At 54.8% G+C, this 16,925-nt stretch carries 18 protein-coding genes; 8 read left to right on the top strand and 10 right to left on the bottom strand.

Annotation, left to right across the window (positions count from 1 at the left end; translation table 11 throughout):
• Positions 1 to 36: 36 nt before the first annotated feature.
• Together znuC and znuB are read left to right on the top strand one after the other, a co-directional pair.
• On the top strand, positions 37 to 792 hold the full coding sequence (gene znuC / locus PZBJ_RS21235) for a zinc ABC transporter ATP-binding protein ZnuC (RefSeq protein WP_101764609.1): 756 nt from the start codon (positions 37 to 39) through the stop codon (positions 790 to 792).
• On the top strand, positions 789 to 1,574 hold the full coding sequence (gene znuB, locus PZBJ_RS21230) for a zinc ABC transporter permease subunit ZnuB (RefSeq protein ID WP_101764158.1): 786 nt from the start codon (positions 789 to 791) through the stop codon (positions 1,572 to 1,574). The genes znuC and znuB overlap by 4 nt, the downstream gene beginning before the upstream one ends.
• Positions 1,575 to 1,581: 7 nt before the next feature.
• Here the strand turns inward: znuB and ruvB are convergent, their stop codons facing one another.
• From ruvB to aspS, 6 genes are all read right to left on the bottom strand, one after another.
• Positions 1,582 to 2,586, bottom strand: a complete 1,005-nt coding sequence (gene ruvB, locus PZBJ_RS21225) for a Holliday junction branch migration DNA helicase RuvB (RefSeq protein WP_007889560.1) — start codon at positions 2,584 to 2,586, stop codon at positions 1,582 to 1,584.
• A gap of 8 nt (positions 2,587 to 2,594) precedes the next feature.
• On the bottom strand, positions 2,595 to 3,209 hold the full coding sequence (gene ruvA, locus PZBJ_RS21220) for a Holliday junction branch migration protein RuvA (protein ID WP_007889559.1): 615 nt from the start codon (positions 3,207 to 3,209) through the stop codon (positions 2,595 to 2,597).
• A gap of 92 nt (positions 3,210 to 3,301) precedes the next feature.
• Positions 3,302 to 3,829 carry a crossover junction endodeoxyribonuclease RuvC gene (ruvC, locus tag PZBJ_RS21215; protein ID WP_008110486.1) on the bottom strand — a complete coding sequence of 176 codons (528 nt, stop codon included), beginning with the start codon at positions 3,827 to 3,829 and terminating at the stop codon, positions 3,302 to 3,304.
• A gap of 37 nt (positions 3,830 to 3,866) precedes the next feature.
• Positions 3,867 to 4,610, bottom strand: coding sequence for a YebC/PmpR family DNA-binding transcriptional regulator (locus PZBJ_RS21210; RefSeq protein ID WP_007889557.1), 744 nt, complete (start codon positions 4,608 to 4,610; stop codon positions 3,867 to 3,869).
• Positions 4,611 to 4,851: 241 nt separating this feature from the next.
• The gene (gene nudB / locus PZBJ_RS21200) at positions 4,852 to 5,283 is read right to left on the bottom strand and encodes a dihydroneopterin triphosphate diphosphatase (protein ID WP_008110490.1); all 432 of its coding nucleotides are present in this window, start codon (positions 5,281 to 5,283) and stop codon (positions 4,852 to 4,854) included.
• The gene (gene aspS, locus PZBJ_RS21195; RefSeq protein ID WP_101764156.1) at positions 5,283 to 7,064 is read right to left on the bottom strand and encodes an aspartate--tRNA ligase; all 1,782 of its coding nucleotides are present in this window, start codon (positions 7,062 to 7,064) and stop codon (positions 5,283 to 5,285) included. Before aspS ends, nudB begins: the two co-directional genes overlap by 1 nt.
• Before the next feature lie 231 nt (positions 7,065 to 7,295).
• Between aspS and PZBJ_RS21190 the strand changes: the two genes are divergently transcribed.
• The 3 genes from PZBJ_RS21190 to cmoB all read left to right on the top strand — a co-directional run bounded on the left by PZBJ_RS21190 (position 7,296) and on the right by cmoB (position 9,890).
• Positions 7,296 to 8,117, top strand: coding sequence for a DUF72 domain-containing protein (locus PZBJ_RS21190; RefSeq protein WP_101764155.1), 822 nt, complete (start codon positions 7,296 to 7,298; stop codon positions 8,115 to 8,117).
• Positions 8,118 to 8,196: 79 nt separating this feature from the next.
• Entirely contained in the window at positions 8,197 to 8,925 is a 729-nt protein-coding gene (gene cmoA / locus PZBJ_RS21185) for a carboxy-S-adenosyl-L-methionine synthase CmoA (RefSeq protein ID WP_101764154.1), read from the top strand.
• Positions 8,922 to 9,890 (top strand): tRNA 5-methoxyuridine(34)/uridine 5-oxyacetic acid(34) synthase CmoB, encoded by a 969-nt coding sequence (gene cmoB / locus PZBJ_RS21180; protein ID WP_101764153.1) that lies wholly within the window; start codon positions 8,922 to 8,924, stop codon positions 9,888 to 9,890. Before cmoA ends, cmoB begins: the two co-directional genes overlap by 4 nt.
• A 3-nt stretch (positions 9,891 to 9,893) precedes the next feature.
• Here the strand turns inward: cmoB and PZBJ_RS21175 are convergent, their stop codons facing one another.
• From PZBJ_RS21175 to cutC, 3 genes are all read right to left on the bottom strand, one after another.
• Positions 9,894 to 10,514 carry a LysE family translocator gene (locus tag PZBJ_RS21175; RefSeq protein ID WP_101764152.1) on the bottom strand — a complete coding sequence of 207 codons (621 nt, stop codon included), beginning with the start codon at positions 10,512 to 10,514 and terminating at the stop codon, positions 9,894 to 9,896.
• A 174-nt stretch (positions 10,515 to 10,688) separates the two neighbouring features.
• Entirely contained in the window at positions 10,689 to 11,519 is an 831-nt protein-coding gene (locus PZBJ_RS21170) for a hypothetical protein (protein ID WP_420818500.1), read from the bottom strand.
• 196 nt (positions 11,520 to 11,715) lie between these two features.
• Positions 11,716 to 12,468 (bottom strand): copper homeostasis protein CutC, encoded by a 753-nt coding sequence (cutC, locus tag PZBJ_RS21165; RefSeq protein WP_101764150.1) that lies wholly within the window; start codon positions 12,466 to 12,468, stop codon positions 11,716 to 11,718.
• 85 nt (positions 12,469 to 12,553) lie between these two features.
• Here cutC and PZBJ_RS21160 point away from each other — a divergent pair, with 85 nt between their 5' ends.
• Positions 12,554 to 13,693 (top strand): MalY/PatB family protein, encoded by a 1,140-nt coding sequence (locus PZBJ_RS21160; RefSeq protein ID WP_101764149.1) that lies wholly within the window; start codon positions 12,554 to 12,556, stop codon positions 13,691 to 13,693.
• On the opposite strand, the gene PZBJ_RS21155 is transcribed toward PZBJ_RS21160, so the two are convergent.
• Positions 13,690 to 14,250, bottom strand: a complete 561-nt coding sequence (locus PZBJ_RS21155) for a VOC family protein (protein ID WP_101764608.1) — start codon at positions 14,248 to 14,250, stop codon at positions 13,690 to 13,692. The two genes, PZBJ_RS21160 and PZBJ_RS21155, sit on opposite strands and share 4 nt — an antisense overlap.
• Positions 14,251 to 14,561: 311 nt before the next feature.
• Between PZBJ_RS21155 and PZBJ_RS24475 the strand changes: the two genes are divergently transcribed.
• Together PZBJ_RS24475 and argS are read left to right on the top strand one after the other, a co-directional pair.
• Positions 14,562 to 14,684 (top strand): hypothetical protein, encoded by a 123-nt coding sequence (locus PZBJ_RS24475; RefSeq protein WP_007889544.1) that lies wholly within the window; start codon positions 14,562 to 14,564, stop codon positions 14,682 to 14,684.
• Positions 14,685 to 14,854: 170 nt separating this feature from the next.
• Positions 14,855 to 16,585: an arginine--tRNA ligase gene (gene argS, locus PZBJ_RS21150; protein WP_101764148.1), complete on the top strand. Its 1,731-nt coding sequence runs from the start codon at positions 14,855 to 14,857 to the stop codon at positions 16,583 to 16,585.
• Positions 16,586 to 16,925 lie beyond the last annotated feature (340 nt).

Here is a 16,925-nt window from a genome sequence, read left to right as displayed (position 1 = left end):
TATAACATTCGAAATTCTATGCAACCCGTAAATAACATGTCGCCACTTGTTACCCTTGAAAACATTTCTGTGAAGTTCTCCCAGCGTCCGGTGCTTGCAGGTATTAGCCTCGCACTTGAGCCGGGGAAAATTCTCACCCTGCTCGGCCCGAACGGCGCCGGTAAATCCACGCTGGTTCGCGCAGTGTTGGGGCTACTGAAACCCACCAGCGGCAGCGTCAAGCGCGCCGCTGATTTGCGTATCGGCTACGTGCCGCAAAAACTGCACATCGACCCAACGTTGCCGATCACCGTGGAACGCTTTATGCGCCTGTCGCGCGGCACCAAACGCGATGCCATTTTGCCGGCGCTCAAGCGCGTACAGGCCGGGCATCTGCTGCATGCAACGCTGCAAAAACTTTCCGGCGGTGAGACACAACGTGTTTTGCTGGCGCGTGCATTACTCAATGAACCGCAGCTTTTGGTATTGGATGAGCCGACACAAGGCGTTGATGTCAATGGCCAGGTCGCGCTGTACGATTTAATCGATCAGCTGCGCCGCGAACTGAACTGCGGTGTGCTGATGGTTTCACACGACCTGCATCTGGTGATGGCGAAAACCGACGAAGTGCTGTGTCTCAACCATCACATCTGCTGTTCCGGCACGCCGGAAGCGGTGTCACAACATCCCGAGTTTATTGCGATGTTTGGCCCACGCGGCGCGCAGCAGCTAGCGATTTATCGTCATCATCATAATCACCGTCACGATTTACAGGGACGCATTGTTCTGCGCAAAGGAAATGGCCCGTCATGATTGAACTGTTATTACCTGGCTGGCTGGGCGGCGTGTTGCTGGCGCTGGCGGCCGGTCCACTTGGCTCGTTTGTGGTTTGGCGCCGCATGTCTTACTTCGGCGATACGCTCGCGCATGCGTCCTTACTGGGCGTGGCGTTTGGTTTGCTGCTCAACGTGAATCCTTACTATGCGGTGATTTTGGTGACCGTGTGTCTGGCGTTGGGATTGGTGTGGCTGGAGCGACGCCCGCATCTGGCTATTGATACGCTGCTCGGCATTATGGCGCACAGTGCGCTGTCGCTGGGTTTAGTGGTCGTCAGTCTGATGCAAGGCGTGCGTGTCGATCTGATGGCTTACCTGTTTGGCGATCTGCTGGCGGTGACGCCCGATGATTTGTGGATGATGGGCGGCGGCGTGGCGATTGTACTGGCGGTGATGGCGTGGCAGTGGAATTCGCTGTTGTCGATGACCATCAGCCCGGAGCTGGCGCAGGTGGATGGCGTTAACATTCAGCGCACGCGTTTGATGTTGATGCTGGTCACCGCGTTAACCATCGGCGTAGCGATGAAGTTTGTCGGTGCTTTGATTATTACGTCGTTGCTGATTATCCCGGCGGCGACGGCACGTCGCTTCTCGCGCTCGCCGGAACAGATGGCCGGTTTTGCGGTAATTGCCGGTATTATCGCAGTGACCGGTGGACTGACCTTCTCCGCCAGCTACGATACGCCAGCCGGTCCTTCAGTGGTGTTATGCGCGGCAGTATTGTTCATCATTAGCATGGCAAAAAAACCGGCGGCATAACGCCGGTTTACTCTTCGCGACTAATACCAAAGTGTTTGTAAGCATGCTGCGTGGCCATCCGGCCACGCGGCGTGCGTTGAATGAATCCTTGCTGGATCAGGAAGGGTTCAATCACATCCTCAATAGTTTCCCGCTCTTCGCCAATCGCCGCTGCCAGGTTATCTAAGCCTACCGGACCACCCGAGAACTTATCGATAATCGCCAGCAGCAGTTTGCGGTCCATATAATCAAAACCCTGACTGTCGACGTTAAGCATATCCAGCGCGCTGGCTGATACTTCGCCGCTCAGATTGCCGTTGGCGCGCACTTCCGCAAAGTCACGCACGCGGCGCAGCAGGCGGTTAGCGATACGCGGCGTTCCGCGTGCACGACGCGCTATCTCCAGCGCGCCCTCTTCACTCAGCGCCAGGCCAAGACAGGCCGCGCTTCGACCCACGATATGCTGCAGATCGGGTACATTATAGAACTCAAGGCGCTGCACGATGCCGAAACGGTCGCGCAGCGGCGAAGTTAAAGAACCGGCACGCGTCGTGGCACCAATCAGGGTAAACGGCGGCAGATCGAGCTTAATCGAACGCGCTGCCGGACCTTCACCAATCATGATATCCAGCTGATAATCTTCCATCGCCGGATACAGCACTTCTTCCACCACCGGCGACAGCCGATGGATCTCATCAATAAACAGCACGTCATGCGGTTCGAGGTTAGTGAGCATCGCCGCCAGATCGCCGGCTTTTTCCAGCACCGGGCCGGACGTGGTGCGCAGATTGACGCCCATTTCGTTAGCGACGATGTTAGCCAGCGTAGTTTTACCCAACCCCGGCGGGCCGAAAATCAGCAGATGATCGAGTGCATCGCCACGCAGTTTCGCAGCCTGGATGAAAATCTCCATTTGCTCGCGCACCTGCGGCTGGCCAACATATTCCGTGAGCAGCTTGGGACGAATGGCACGGTCGAGCGTTTCTTCTTCATTAAAGGAACTGCCCGAGACCAGACGATCGGCTTCAATCATGCTTTACCTCAAATAGCTGCGCGCAGGGCTTCACGAATCAGGGTTTCGCAATCCGCATCCGGTTTCCCGACTTTGCTGATCATACGGCTGGCTTCCTGCGGTTTATAGCCCAGAGCCACCAGCGCTGAAACCGCTTCGGCTTCAGCATCGTTATTGTCTTGTGCAGCGGATGGCGTGGTCAACGTAAAGGTTGAATCACCACCAAACAGATCGCCGTGCATGCCGATAAAGCGGTCTTTCATCTCCACAATCAAACGCTCGGCGGTTTTTTTACCCACGCCCGGCAGTTTGATCAGCGAGGCAATCTCTTGTCGCTCAACGGCGGTCACGAACTGCTGGGCCGACATGCCAGACAGAATTGCCAGCGCCAGTTTTGGCCCAACGCCATTCACCTTCACCAGCTCGCGGAACAGCGTGCGTTCCTGCTTGTTATTGAAACCGAATAGCAGTTGCGCATCTTCGCGTACCACAAACTGCGTAAAGATAATCGCTTCCTGATTGATCTCCGGCAGCTCGTAAAAGCAGGTCATTGGCATGTGCACTTCATAACCGACACCGTGCGCCTCAATCAACACCAGCGGCGGCTGTTTTTCCAGAATGTTGCCTCGTAAACGACCAATCACCTGAGCAATTCCTTAATCTGATAAGTAAGCCTGTTTATATACCATAAAAAAGGCTGGATGAATATCCAGCCTCATACTGCGTTTCGTTTCCGCTAACCCGATCGCATACGTCCGCGCGTCATCACCAGTTTCGTATCGCTGATACGCGCCGCGTTTTGGCTCATATGGCAATGCGTAATGGCGATGGCCAGCGCATCGGCGGCATCCGCCTGCGGATTGGCCGGCAGTTTTAGCAAGGTTCGTACCATATGCTGCACCTGACTTTTCTCTGCACCGCCGGTACCGGTAACGGTTTGCTTCACCTGGCGCGCCGCATATTCAAACACCGGCAAATCATGATTCACCGCCGCGACAATCGCCGCACCGCGCGCCTGGCCCAGTTTCAGCGCTGAGTCCGCATTCTTGGCCATAAACACCTGCTCGATGGCGAAATAGTCGGGTGAGAACTGGGTGATAATTTCGCTGACGCCCGCGTAGATCAGTTTGAGGCGCGTCGGCAGATCGGTGACGCTGGTGCGGATACAGCCGCTGCCCAGATAGGTAAGCTGGCGGCCGGTTTGGCGAATAACACCGTAACCGGTGACGCGCGAGCCGGGATCGATCCCGAGAATTATCGCCACGGCGCGTCTCCGGTGAGTAGGGTTTTAAGCAACGCCATTACAGCGTTTCTGCGATCTCATCAGAGATTTCACCGTTATGGTAAACTTCCTGCACGTCGTCACAGTCTTCCAGCATGTCGATGAGGCGCAGCAGTTTCGGCGCGGTTTCGGCATCCATTTCGGCTTTAGTGGAAGGGATCATCGAGACTTCAGCCGAGTCGGCTTTCAGACCGCCCGCTTCCAGCGCATCACGCACTGCACCCATCTCTTCCCACGCGGTGAAGACATCAATCGCGCCGTCGTCATAGGCCACAACGTCTTCTGCACCTGCTTCCAGCGCCGCTTCCATCACCGCATCTTCGTCCTGACCTGGCGCGAAGGAGATTACGCCCTTCTTGCTGAACAGGTAAGAAACCGAGCCGTCGGTACCGAGGTTGCCGCCGGTTTTGGTGAAGGCATGACGCACTTCGCCCACGGTACGGTTGCGGTTGTCGCTCAGGCACTCAATCATCACTGCTGAGCCGCCCGGACCGTAACCTTCATAAATGATGGTTTCCATGTTGGAATCATCTTCACCGCCCACGCCGCGTGCGATGGCACGGTTCATGGTGTCGCGCGTCATGTTGTTAGACAGCGCTTTATCCATCGCTGCGCGCAGACGTGGGTTGGAACCCGCATCGCCACCGCCCAGTTTCGCGGCGGTGACCAGCTCACGAATGATTTTGGTGAAGATTTTACCGCGCTTAGCGTCCTGAGCAGCTTTACGATGCTTAGTATTCGCCCATTTACTGTGTCCAGCCATCTTACTTTATCTCCGATCTTTTACTGGGTGCAGGCTATCTTACTTGCGATCTTGTCCCCCGGCAGTGCTCGCAATCCTCACGTACATAAGTACGCTCCGGTTGCTGTGCGCTGGCGGTGAACAACCTCGCGGCGCCGATTACGCCTGACTGTTCGATATTGTTCGGTGCGTTCGTTGAAAACTCACCAGATTCATAAAACTTAATGCATTCGCCACCGGAAAAACGCGCGGCGGCGAGCATTCAGATAAATTCTTCAATCGCCTGGCGGTTACTCCAGGACTTGGTGAGGGCAGCAGCAGCGGCGGGTTCGAGCCAGCGCGCGGCGAGATGCTCGGTGAGCAGCAGGTCGCGTTCTGCGGGTATAGCCAACCTGAACCAGTGTTCGCGATTGTGCGTGGTGCCCGGTGCGTAACGATGGCGATAGTGCGGGAAGATCTCAAACTCGATTTGCTTGTGGCAATCGTCCAGCACTAGCTTTTCGTGCGCAATATCAATGGCAAGTTCTTCTAACACTTCGCGCTGAGCTGCCTGGCGCGGGGTTTCGCCCGCTTCCAGGCTGCCAGTGACCGATTGCCAGAAGCTGTCGTCATCACGTCGCTGCAGCATTAACACCCGGCCGGTATCGCGGGCAAAAATCACCACCAGCACCGAAACCGGATGTTTAAAGCCCATTATTTGTTCTCTGTTTTTTCTTTTTTCGGCGCCACCAGAATGCCGAGGTCCAGCAACGCAGCGGGATTGGCTTCGCTTGGGGCTTCGGTCATCATGCACGCGGCGGCAGTCGTTTTCGGGAACGCGATCACATCACGGATGTTATCGGTGCCGGTCAACAGCATGGTCAGACGATCCAGGCCGAACGCCAGGCCGGCGTGCGGCGGCGTACCGTATTTCAGTGCGTCGAGCAGGAAGCCAAACTTCTCACGCTGCTCTTCTTCAGTAATGCCGAGGATGCTGAATACCGTCTGCTGCATTTTACCATTATGAATACGTACGGAACCGCCACCCACTTCGTAGCCGTTAATCACCATATCGTAGGCATTCGCTACCGCTTGTACCGGATCGGTTGCCAGCTGTTCTGCGCTCAGGTCTTTCGGCGACGTGAACGGATGGTGCATCGCTGCCAGGCCGCCCTCATCATCTTCCTCAAACATTGGGAAGTCGATCACCCACAGCGGCGCCCAGGCTTTGTCATCAGTAATCTGCAGATCGCGGCCCACTTTCAGACGCAGCGCACCCAGCGCATCCGCCACCACTTTGGCGCGGTCCGCACCGAAGAAGATCAGGTCGCCATCTTGGGCGCCAGTACGGTTGAGAATGTCTTCAACGATTTCTGCGCTGAGGAACTTGGCAACCGGGCTCTGTACGCCTTCGAAGCCTTTCGCGCGTTCGTTGATCTTCATCCACGCCAAACCTTTGGCGCCATAAATTTTGACAAATTCACCGTACTCATCGATTTGCTTACGCGTCAGCGCTGCACCGCCCGGTACGCGCAGAGCCGCCACGCGGCCTTTGGCATCATTGGCTGGGCCAGCAAACACCTGGAATTCTACGTTTTTCAGCAGATCGGCAACGTCGACCAGCTCCATTGGGTTACGCAGGTCTGGCTTATCTGAGCCGTAACGGTTCATCGCTTCCGCAAAAGTCATCTGCGGGAAGTCACCGAGATCCACGCCTTTGATATCGATCCACAATTCACGAATCAGACGTTCCATCTTTTCACGCACCTGCTCTGCGGTCATGAAAGAGGTCTCCACGTCGATCTGGGTAAATTCTGGCTGACGATCTGCACGCAGATCTTCGTCACGGAAACACTTAACGATCTGATAGTAGCGGTCAAAACCCGACATCATCAGCAGCTGTTTGAACAGCTGTGGCGACTGCGGCAGCGCGTAGAACTTGCCTTTATGCACGCGGCTTGGCACCAGATAGTCACGCGCGCCTTCAGGCGTGGCTTTGGTCAGCATCGGCGTTTCGATATCGAGGAAACCCTGGTCGTCCATAAAGCGACGCACGAAGCTGGTAATTTTAGCGCGGGTTTTCAAACGCTGCGCCATTTCCGGACGACGCAGGTCCAGGTAACGATAGGTCAGGCGCGCTTCTTCGCTGTTGACCTGGTTAGAGTCCAGCGGCAGCGGTTCAGCGCGGTTGATGATATTCAGCTCGTGGGCAAACACTTCCACTTCGCCGGTCGCCATATCGCTGTTTTTGTTCTTTTCGTCACGTGCACGCACGGTGCCGGTGATCTGGATACAGAATTCGTTACGCAGCTCAGATGCCAGCTGGAAAGCGTCCTGACGATCGGCATCAAAGAACACCTGCGCGATACCTTCACGGTCACGCATATCGATAAAAATCAGGCTACCCAGATCGCGACGGCGATTTACCCAGCCGCAGAGAGTGACTTGCTGACCCACGTGAGACAGATTGAGCTGTCCGCAATATTCTGTACGCATAACGTATCCTTTTAACTTCGCCGCTGCTGCCAGACAGCATCAGGCCGCGTAACCTTCTGAGATGCTGTCGCAAAAAAGGCGGCTATTATAATGGAAAAACCCAGGCAGGATAAGTGGAGCCCGATCAAAGCGGACAAAACATTATGCTTTATCGCGCTGTTTTTCCTGCCGACATCAAAACAGGTTACATTAAGCCGCCCTTTCCCGCCCTAAAGGATTCAGGAGTTCGCGTTGACACTTCGTATTGGATTACCGCAATGGCAGCACGCGCAATGGAAACAGTTCGGTATTGAGACCTTAGCCGATTACGCGCAGCTGTTTGGTTGTGTGGAAGGTAATACCACGTTGTATGCGCTGCCAAAGCCGGAAGTGGTGCTGCGCTGGCGCGACATGACGCACGACGATTTCCGTTTCTGCTTCAAGTTTCCCGAAAGCATCAGCCATAAAGCGGCTCTACGCGACTGTGATGAGTTGCTGAATGAGTTTTTCCGTCTGCTCGATCCGCTCAGCACGCGCATCGGTCAATACTGGCTGCAGCTGCCGGCGGCGTTTTCACCGGCTCAGCTCGGCGATTTGTGGTCTTTTCTCGATAGTTTGCCGCGCAATTTCCGCTATGGCGTCGAGGTGCGGCATCAGGCATTTTTCGCCAAAGGAGATGCTGAACGCGCGCTGAATCGCGGTTTGCTGGAGCGTCAAATTAATCGGGTGATGCTGGATAGTCGTCCGGTGCATGCCTCCACCTCACAGTCGGCCGCAGCGGTGCACGCTCGATCGCAAAAGCCGCGCGTGCCGCTGCATGTGGTGCGTACCGGTGCGCAACCGATGGTGCGTTTCATTGGCAGTGATAGCGTGGCGGAGAGCGTGCCGCTGTTTCAGCCATGGCACAGCAAGCTGCAAGCGTGGCAGCGGGATAGCGATCCGCTGCTGTTTATCCATATGCCGGATATGGGCGAGGTGTTTCCGCTGCTTCAGGCGTTGTGGCCACAGTTGCAGCAACTGGAACCAACCTTACGCGATCTGCCCGACTGGCCGCAGCAATCGAGCCTGTTCTAGACGCAACGCAAAGGGTGCAGCCTGCCCGCGTTTCTGCCAAAATAGCGCCCTTTCCGTTTTCTCTCCGGACCTTTTCATTATGTCTGATCGCGATACGCTATTTTCCGCGCCCATCGATAAGCTGGGCGACTGGACCTTTGACGAGCGCGTAGCTGAAGTTTTTCCCGATATGATTCAGCGCTCGGTGCCGGGTTATTCCAACATCATTTCGATGATTGGCATGCTGGCGGAACGCTTCGTTCAGCCGAATACCCAGGTTTACGATCTCGGCTGTTCACTCGGTGCCGCCACGCTGTCGGTGCGCCGCAATATTCATGTGCCGGGCTGCCAGATTATTGCCGTGGATAATTCACCGGCGATGGTGGAGCGCTGTCGTCGCCATATCGACGCCTTCCGCGCGGATACGCCGGTGCAGGTGATCGAAGCAGATATTCAGGACATCCATATTGAGAACGCCTCGTTGGTGGTGCTGAACTTTACCCTGCAATTCCTTGAGCCACCAGCACGTCTCGAGCTGCTGAAGAAGATTGTTAACGGATTGAATCCGGGCGGCGCGCTGGTGTTGTCGGAGAAATTCAGTTTTGAAGATGCCGATGTCGGCGAGTTGCTGTTTAACATGCATCACGATTTCAAACGCGCTAACGGTTACAGCGAGCTGGAGATCAGCCAGAAACGCAGCATGCTGGAAAACGTGATGCTGACCGATAGCGTTGAAGCGCACAAAGCGCGCCTGAAAAACGCCGGGTTCAAACATGCGGAGTTGTGGTTCCAGTGCTTTAACTTTGGTTCGTTGGTGGCGTTGAAATGATTGAGTTTGGCCGTTTTTATCAGCAGATTGCCACCGGCCCGCTCGCCAGTTGGCTGGAAGTGTTACCGGCGCAAGTCGCCGCATGGCAGCGTGAAAATTTGCACGGTAAATTCCGCGACTGGGAGAATTCAGTTGATTATCTGCCGCTGCTGACGCCGCAGAAGCTGGATTTGTTGCATAGCGTGAGCGCCGATGTTGAGGATCTGACCGATCGTCAGCGTCTGGGCATTGAGAATCTGTTACGCAATTTGATGCCGTGGCGCAAAGGTCCTTATTCGCTGTACGGTACCGAGATCGATACCGAATGGCGTTCCGACTGGAAATGGGATCGCGTGTTGCCGCACATTTCGCCGTTGCAGCACCGTACGGTGTTGGATGTTGGCTGCGGTAGCGGCTATCACATGTGGCGCATGATTGGCGCGGGCGCCAAACTGGTGGTCGGCATCGATCCAATGCAGCTGTTTTTGTGTCAGTTCGAAGCGGTGCGTAAGCTGTTGGGTGACGATCGTCGTGCGCATTTGCTGCCGCTGGGCATTGAGCAACTGCCGGCGTTACAAGCGTTTGATACCGTGTTTTCCATGGGCGTGCTTTATCACCGCCGTTCGCCGCTCGACCACTTGATGCAGCTGAAAAATCAGTTAGTCAGTGATGGCGAGCTGGTGCTGGAGACGCTGGTGATTGAAGGCGATGAGAACGCGGTGTTGGTGCCGGGTGAGCGTTATGCGCAGATGCGTAACGTCTACTTTATCCCTTCTGCGGCGGCGCTGAAGAGCTGGCTGGAGAAGTGCGGATTTGTCGATGTGCGCATCGCGGATTACGCGGTGACGTCCGTGGAAGAGCAGCGTCGCACCAGTTGGATGACCAGCGAGTCGCTGGCCGAGTTTCTTGATCCGCATGACAGCAGCAAAACCGTGGAAGGTTATCCCGCCCCGCTGCGCGCCGTGCTAGTCGCGCGCAAGCCGTAATGTTTAACGCCGCGATAGCGCCAGCTTCGCGGCGAAGCCAATAAACACGCTGCCCGTCAGGCGATCCATCACTTTCAGCACCGCTGGGCGACGCAGATGCGCCGCAAAATACTGGCTGCTGCCAATTAGCACCGCATTCCATACCAAACCTATCACCATGTGCGTGAGCGCCATCAGCGTACACCACAGCGGCACCGACGCGCCCGCCGGAATAAACTGCGGCAGAAAGGTTACGTAGAATACGCCGACTTTAGGATTTAACAGGTTACCAAAGAGTCCGCGCGTGAAGCAGGCAACATAACTTTGCTCTTTACTCTGCGCGTGCTGCCCTTCTTCCGCTTGGGTGCGTGGGTTGATGAGTAATTTGACACCGAGATAGAGGAGATAGGCCGCACCGATCCATTTCAGCAGGTTATACGCCATTTCCGAGGCCAGCAGCAGCGCGCCCAAGCCTAAACCCACCGCAACGCCCCACACCAGACAACCCAGCGTAACGCCAAATGCCGTAGCCCAGGCACGTTTCCAGCCTTGCGCGGCGGCGGAACGCAGCACTAATGCAGTATCAAAACCGGGCGTGAGTGTGAGGATGGTGATGGCGAAAAGGAAAGATAAAATTAGTGTCATGCGATGTTCTCAATTGCTCCGGTGCGTTTCAGGCTGAAAACAAGGGCCGCTGCGTAAAGGCGTCGTGGACACATCCCTGTGGACTCTGCCGCCGCATCCATGCGGCGGAAGCTTTACTTCGCGGCCCTTGTTTCCAGCCTTTATGTGGGTTTTGTGGGTTTTGTTCGTTTTGCTTTAATCTTGTGCGGCGGTTTCGTTGGGTGCGTTCCAGTATTGGTATTTATAAGCGGAGCTGAGATGGCGTTCAATGGTGCCTTTGGCGAACACTTCGGTTTCATGCAGATAACTGAGCGTGCAGTTGCCCACTTCATCCCACAGCTGACACTCATCCACCGAGCGCAGCGTGCTGACTGGCGTGGTCGCGGTGCTGTTCAAACGCAGTTCTCGCCACTGGTTATCATAGCTATAAATATCTTTGCTGCGCGCGCTGGTGGATGAGGTTACCAATCCTTGTGGATTCCAGCGCCAGCTGCTTTCGCCGTTGGTCATATTATCGCTGCCGCGCGCCACGCTTTTTTCCACTCTGAACTGTTTGTCATAGCGATAAGTGGTATCGGTAAAGCCATCTTTGCCCATGCTGGTGAATTTATCGGATGAGCTGACAATGTTGCCATGCTGGCCGATTTGCCAGCTGATGGTGCCCTGACGGTTGTCGACCACTTCCTCTTGCCCTGCTTTAATCACCTTAACCATGTAGGCATATTCCGCCACCCAGCCGCGTTGAACGCGGGCGATATGCTGTTCCATCGTCAATAGAACATTGCCTTCATTTTTGTCGTAGGAGATATCGGCCACCATCAAATCGCCGCACTGATCAAACTGGCCGAGTACGCGCTTTTGCGAGTTCACATCTTTACCAAATTCACCTGCCACCACCTGACGCACCGCGCCTTTGGCATCGCCGCCCAGCATGATCCAGTTGTTGCTGCTGGTGATGTTTTTGCTCATCGGCGGACACGCGGTGCTGACCGCCAGCGCGACGCCGCAGTACGGGAATAGCAGCATTAAAAAGGTATAAGGGATGGATTTCATAAAGGTTATCCGTACGAAGCCATAGAGTAATCAAAGCATTATTTACGCGATCACGCTATCTCCGCGGGAATTGCAGATAAAAAGAACCCCAGTTAGAAGAACTGGGGTTGGTACTTGCAAACATCACGTCATTTGAGCTGGCGTGCTGCGCGGCAAAATCGGGGGGAATTCAGGCTACCCGGACGGCGCTCAACTGCGTCATGCTTTTCATGGCTTCAACCACATCACCATCAACGCAATAGCGACTGAATTCATCGGTTTCCGCTTCGGAGCACATGGAAACACCGGCTTTACGGTAGCGCATCGGCGAAGCGACTAAACGGCTGGCGGAGCTGTGGACTTCCTGCAATCCACTGTCGATGAACTTCTGGATATTGCTCAAACGTACGCCCGCACCGGCCATAATAATCGGACCTGTGCTGTGTTCATTTAGTTCCCTTAATAATGCAATTCCTGCTTCGGCACTCTGTTGCTGACCAGACGTCAGGATCCGCGCGATGCCTAAATCAGCCAGCACCTCAAGTGAGCGTTTCGGGCTGTGGCATAAATCAAAGGCGCGATGGAAGGTGACGTCCATGCCATCACACAGCTTCATAATCTGCTGCATACGAGCAATATCGACATGCGCATCTTCATCCAGCATGCCAATCACTAAGCCGGGAAAACCGAGTTCACGCATTAGCGCAACGTCCGATTTCATCGACTCAAACTCAAAGTGGGTGTAGCAAAAATCGCCGCCGCGCGGACGGACGATAGGATGTACCGGGATCGAAATTTCACGTCGTGCCGCTTCCAGCACGCCGGCTGAAGGCGTCAACCCACCTTCGCGCGGTGCACTGCACAGCTCCACGCGATCGGCACCGGACAGCTGCGCAGTCATTGCGCAGTCGATGCCGTAGCAACAAATTTCCAGTTTCGTCATACCATGCTCCTTCTCATGACTTCTGGCTCGGGATGAATGCTTCAGTTAGTCTACTTAATTGGACAGTTTACGTGGAACTCGCACTATGGCATTCGATTTTAATCAATGGATAGACCGTCGTCACAGCGATAGTTTGAAATGGCACAAATATGGTGATCGCGATGTGCTGCCGCTCTGGGTCGCAGACAGCGATTTTCGTTCGCCGCCGAGTGTGATTGAGGCCATTAAACAGCGCGCTGAGCACGGTGTATTTGGCTATGGCGCAACGCCAACCGGATTGATTGATATCACCCTTTCGCGTTTAGCGCAGCGCTACAACTGGCAGATTGAACCGGACTGGATTGTGTTATTGCCCGGCGTGGTGTGCGGTTTGAATCTTTCGGTCCGCGCATTCACGGAGTTTGGCGAATCCACCGTTTCCCCGACGCCGATCTATCCGCCGTTTCGCGGTGCAGCAAAGCTGGCCAACCGCGCACAGGTAAATTTACCGCTGCGTTTACAAGACGATCGCTGGGTGATGAATCTGGATAATAGCGCGATGCAGGGCAATGAACGCCTGCTGATGCTGTGTAATCCGCAGAATCCGGGCGGCACGGTTTATCGTCGTGACGAGCTGGAAGCGCAGCTGGCGTTTGCGCAGCAGCATGATTTGATCGTCTGCTCCGATGAAATCCACTGCGATTTATTGCTGTCACCCGGCGCACAGCACATTCCCTTTGCTACGTTAAGTGAAGATGCCGCACAGCGCAGCATCACGCTGCTGTCGCCATCGAAAACCTTCAATATTGCCGGATTGGGCGCGTCGCTGGCGATCATTCCCAATCCGGAGTTGCGTGCGCGGTTCAAACGCGTACGTGAAGGCATCGTGCCTGGCGTGGATATTCTGGCGTTGGTAGCTGCCGAAGCGGCGTGGCGCGATGGCGATACATGGCTGGCAGCGCAGCTGGATTATCTACGCGCCAATCGCGACTGGCTGGTGGCGCAGGTGAATGCACTGCCAGAATTGCAGATGGCCGCGCCGGAAGCGACCTATTTGGGATGGATCGACGCCAGCAAACTGGATGTCGCCAATCCGATGGCGTATTTCGAGCAGCACGGCCTCGGTTTTTCGCCGGGCCACGATTTTGGCGATGATAATTTCGTGCGCTTCAACTTTGGCTGTACGCGCGCCACGCTGGAACAGGCGGTCACGCGTTTGCAAAAAGCGGTCGCGGCGCGGCGTTAAGCCTGCTCACTGGCGACAATCTCTTCCAGTCGCCATGGATGAAACTTAATGGTGGTTTGCCCGTCCGTCACCGCCAGCGTCGGATTGGGCAACCGCTCGTTCTCGCCTTTGGGCGCGCTGGTTTTAAACGAGATGCCCGGCTGTGTCAGCGCATCATCAGAAAGCAGCGCCATCGCCCGCATGCCCAGCGTTTCCGGTTCTCCACGCAGTACAATCTCTACATGTTCCCACCCTTCGTGGCGATACAGCTTTTCGCCTGGCCACGGCAATTCAATCACATCAATTTGCCAGCCCGCCAGGTTCAGTGGCTGAAGCAGTTTGAACAGACAAATCGGGCGACCATTGATCATTGCCTCGGAAAACTGTGTGCCCATCTGCAATAAGCCAGATTTCCAGCGTTCTGCTGTTGCAAACTGGTGGCAGCGCACCGCGACGTGATCGGCTTCATGTTCAGCCAGGTTAATGCCTAAACGCTCAGAAAAATTCATCAGCGACTGCTCAAAACGCGCCATGTCTTGTTTTAAATCATCCAATTCCACAGGAAAGTGGGTCTGCATCATGCCTTACCTCTAATTCAGTTCAGGTTTACTAATCAATATGAAATTTGCTAACCGTTGATTCCGCTTGACAAAATTGTCGGATTCATCCGATTTAGGCGCTAAAAAGGCTAAAAACCGCATAAATAGACCATTCATTTCAGATTTATCACCTAATCAGGTCCAGCAGTTACTTTATGAAAGTAGGCTAAATATATGTTTTTAATCATAATAGTTAATACAATGAGATAAATCTTATTTAAATTGCAAACAATTGCAGCTTGAAACCCTTTCTTATAAATTTGGGTTTCACAACTACAAGGAACGGCCTTATGTCTATGCTCATTGTTGTCGCAGTCCTGATTGCATTAATGGGATTTGCAATTTCCCGCCATTGGAAGGTGCGTGAAGACAAAAGCGTTAAAAATCCTCGTCGTCACCCGCGGCGCCGTTAATCGGCGCTGGGGGCCCGATGTTGCCTGTCATCAGATACCGAATAGCTGACTCACTTTAACATTTCACGTATACTTCCCCTCTTATTTTTCCGTCCCGCCGCGCAGTTGCGGGATGACGACATCGGCTCGCCGCCTACAGGCGGGCCTTTTCAGCATATGAAGGTAACGCGGTGAATATTCAGGCTCTTCTTTCCGACAAAGTCAGTCAGGCAATGATTGCGGCGGGTGCGCCTGCCGATTGCGAACCTCAGGTTCGCCAGTCTGCGAAGGTACAGTTCGGTGATTATCAGGCAAACGGCATGATGGCCGTAGCGAAAAAGCTCGGTCAGGCACCGCGACAACTGGCTGAGCAGGTGATTCAGCATCTGGATCTTAACGGCATCGCCAGCAAAGTCGAAATCGCCGGTCCCGGCTTTATCAATATCTTCCTCGATCGTGCATGGCTGGCGGCGCAAACCGCGCAGGCGCTGCAGCTGCCGCGTCTTGGCGTGAGTGCGGTTGCGCCACAAACTGTCGTGGTGGATTACTCCGCGCCTAACGTAGCGAAGCAGATGCACGTCGGTCACGTCCGTTCCACCATCATTGGTGATGCCGCAGTGCGTACGCTGGAGTTCCTTGGCCATAACGTGATCCGCGCCAACCACGTCGGCGACTGGGGCACGCAGTTCGGTATGCTGATTGCCTATCTGGAAAAGCAGCAGAACGAACATCACGAAGAGATCGCACTGGCTGACCTGGAAGCTTTCTACCGCGAAGCCAAAGTGACCTACGATGCCGACGAAGCCTTCGCCGAGCGCGCGCGTAATTACGTGGTGAAGCTACAGGGTGGCGACGAATATTGCCGCAGCATGTGGAAGAAGCTGGTTGATATCACCATGAGCCAGAACCAGCAGGTGTATGACCGCCTGAACGTGACGCTGACGCGCAAAGATGTGATGGGTGAAAGCCTGTACAACGACATGCTGCCAGGCATCGTTGCCGATCTGCGCGAAAAAGGCCTGGCGGTGACCAGCGAAGGCGCCACGGTGGTTTTCCTTGATGAGTTCAAAAACAAGGAAGGCGAACCGATGGGCGTGATCATTCAGAAGAAAGATGGCGGCTATCTCTACACCACTACCGACATCGCCTGCGCCAAATACCGTTTCGAAACCCTGCATGCCGATCGCGTGCTCTATTACATCGATTCCCGTCAGCACCAGCATCTGCAGCAGGCGTGGACCATCGTGCGTAAAGCCGGTTATGTGCCGGAATCGGTACCGCTTGAGCATCACGCCTTCGGCATGATGCTGGGTAAAGATGGTCGTCCATTTAAAACCCGCAGCGGCGGCACTATTCGTCTCGCCGATTTGCTGGATGAAGCGGTTGAACGCGCGCATGCGTTGGTCAGCGAAAAGAATCCAGAGATGTCCGCGCAAGAGCTGAAGGATCTGTCGGAAGTGGTCGGCATCGGCGCAGTGAAATACGCTGACCTGTCAAAAAGCCGCACCACCGATTACATCTTCGACTGGGACAACATGCTGGCCTTCGAAGGCAACACGGCGCCTTACATGCAATATGCCTACACGCGCGTGCTGTCGGTGTTCCGCAAAGCCGGCATCGATGCCGATAGCCTGAGCGGTGACATCGTGCTGACTGAAGAGCGTGAAGCGCAGTTGGCTACGCGTCTGCTGCAGTTCGAAGAAGTGATAACGCAGGTCGCGCGCGACGGTACGCCACATGTGATGTGTGCTTATCTGTACGATCTGGCCGGCCAGTTCTCCGGCTTCTACGAACATTGCCCTATTCTCTCCGCCGAGGACGAGAACATCCGTCAGAGCCGCCTGCAGCTGGCCGCGTTAACCGCGAAAACGCTGAAGCAAGGTCTGGATACGCTGGGCATTAAAACCGTCGAACGCATGTAATACCTCTGGCGGAGAGCGCCGCAAACGGCTCTCCGCTTGCTTTCCCCCCTTTTCCCCCTCTGACAAAATTCTGCTCTTCAGCCCGCTCTGAATAGCGCTTCTGCCGTGCCCAATACCCGCCATTCCTCAGCCTCGATACGCTTTCTCATTTTTCCGACACAGCTCACCAAATAAACAAAACTCATACCTTCATAACCATTTTATGGCAGACAAACTCGCACGCCATCCCTAATTTGGTTATGGAAGCAAGAACACAAAAACATGCAACAAGCTGTTTTAAAAGCTAAAAACTATAAAACTTACCCCCTGCAATCGGGTTAAAGTGATGCCCCCGGCCAAT

It is taken from the genome of Pantoea endophytica (genome assembly GCF_002858935.1).
In the GTDB taxonomy this organism is placed as follows: Bacteria; Pseudomonadota; Gammaproteobacteria; order Enterobacterales; family Enterobacteriaceae; genus Pantoea; species Pantoea leporis.
Note: the sequence above shows the minus strand (reverse complement) of the source record. Positions and strands in the feature narration are given on the sequence as shown.

What these genes read in the sequence shown, in the direction of transcription:
- znuC (WP_101764609.1), top strand. Translation starts at nt 37, where the DNA reads ATGTCGCCACTTGTTACCCTTGAAAACATTTCTGTGAAGTTCTCCCAG.
- znuB (WP_101764158.1), top strand. Translation starts at nt 789, where the DNA reads ATGATTGAACTGTTATTACCTGGCTGGCTGGGCGGCGTGTTGCTGGCG.
- ruvB (WP_007889560.1), bottom strand. Translation starts at nt 2,586, where the DNA reads ATGATTGAAGCCGATCGTCTGGTCTCGGGCAGTTCCTTTAATGAAGAA.
- PZBJ_RS21210 (WP_007889557.1), bottom strand. Translation starts at nt 4,610, where the DNA reads ATGGCTGGACACAGTAAATGGGCGAATACTAAGCATCGTAAAGCTGCT.
- nudB (WP_008110490.1), bottom strand. Translation starts at nt 5,283, where the DNA reads ATGGGCTTTAAACATCCGGTTTCGGTGCTGGTGGTGATTTTTGCCCGC.
- aspS (WP_101764156.1), bottom strand. Translation starts at nt 7,064, where the DNA reads ATGCGTACAGAATATTGCGGACAGCTCAATCTGTCTCACGTGGGTCAG.
- cmoA (WP_101764154.1), top strand. Translation starts at nt 8,197, where the DNA reads ATGTCTGATCGCGATACGCTATTTTCCGCGCCCATCGATAAGCTGGGC.
- cmoB (WP_101764153.1), top strand. Translation starts at nt 8,922, where the DNA reads ATGATTGAGTTTGGCCGTTTTTATCAGCAGATTGCCACCGGCCCGCTC.
- PZBJ_RS21175 (WP_101764152.1), bottom strand. Translation starts at nt 10,514, where the DNA reads ATGACACTAATTTTATCTTTCCTTTTCGCCATCACCATCCTCACACTC.
- PZBJ_RS21170 (WP_420818500.1), bottom strand. Translation starts at nt 11,519, where the DNA reads ATGCTGCTATTCCCGTACTGCGGCGTCGCGCTGGCGGTCAGCACCGCG.
- cutC (WP_101764150.1), bottom strand. Translation starts at nt 12,468, where the DNA reads ATGACGAAACTGGAAATTTGTTGCTACGGCATCGACTGCGCAATGACT.
- PZBJ_RS21160 (WP_101764149.1), top strand. Translation starts at nt 12,554, where the DNA reads ATGGCATTCGATTTTAATCAATGGATAGACCGTCGTCACAGCGATAGT.
- PZBJ_RS21155 (WP_101764608.1), bottom strand. Translation starts at nt 14,250, where the DNA reads ATGCAGACCCACTTTCCTGTGGAATTGGATGATTTAAAACAAGACATG.
- PZBJ_RS24475 (WP_007889544.1), top strand. Translation starts at nt 14,562, where the DNA reads ATGTCTATGCTCATTGTTGTCGCAGTCCTGATTGCATTAATGGGATTT.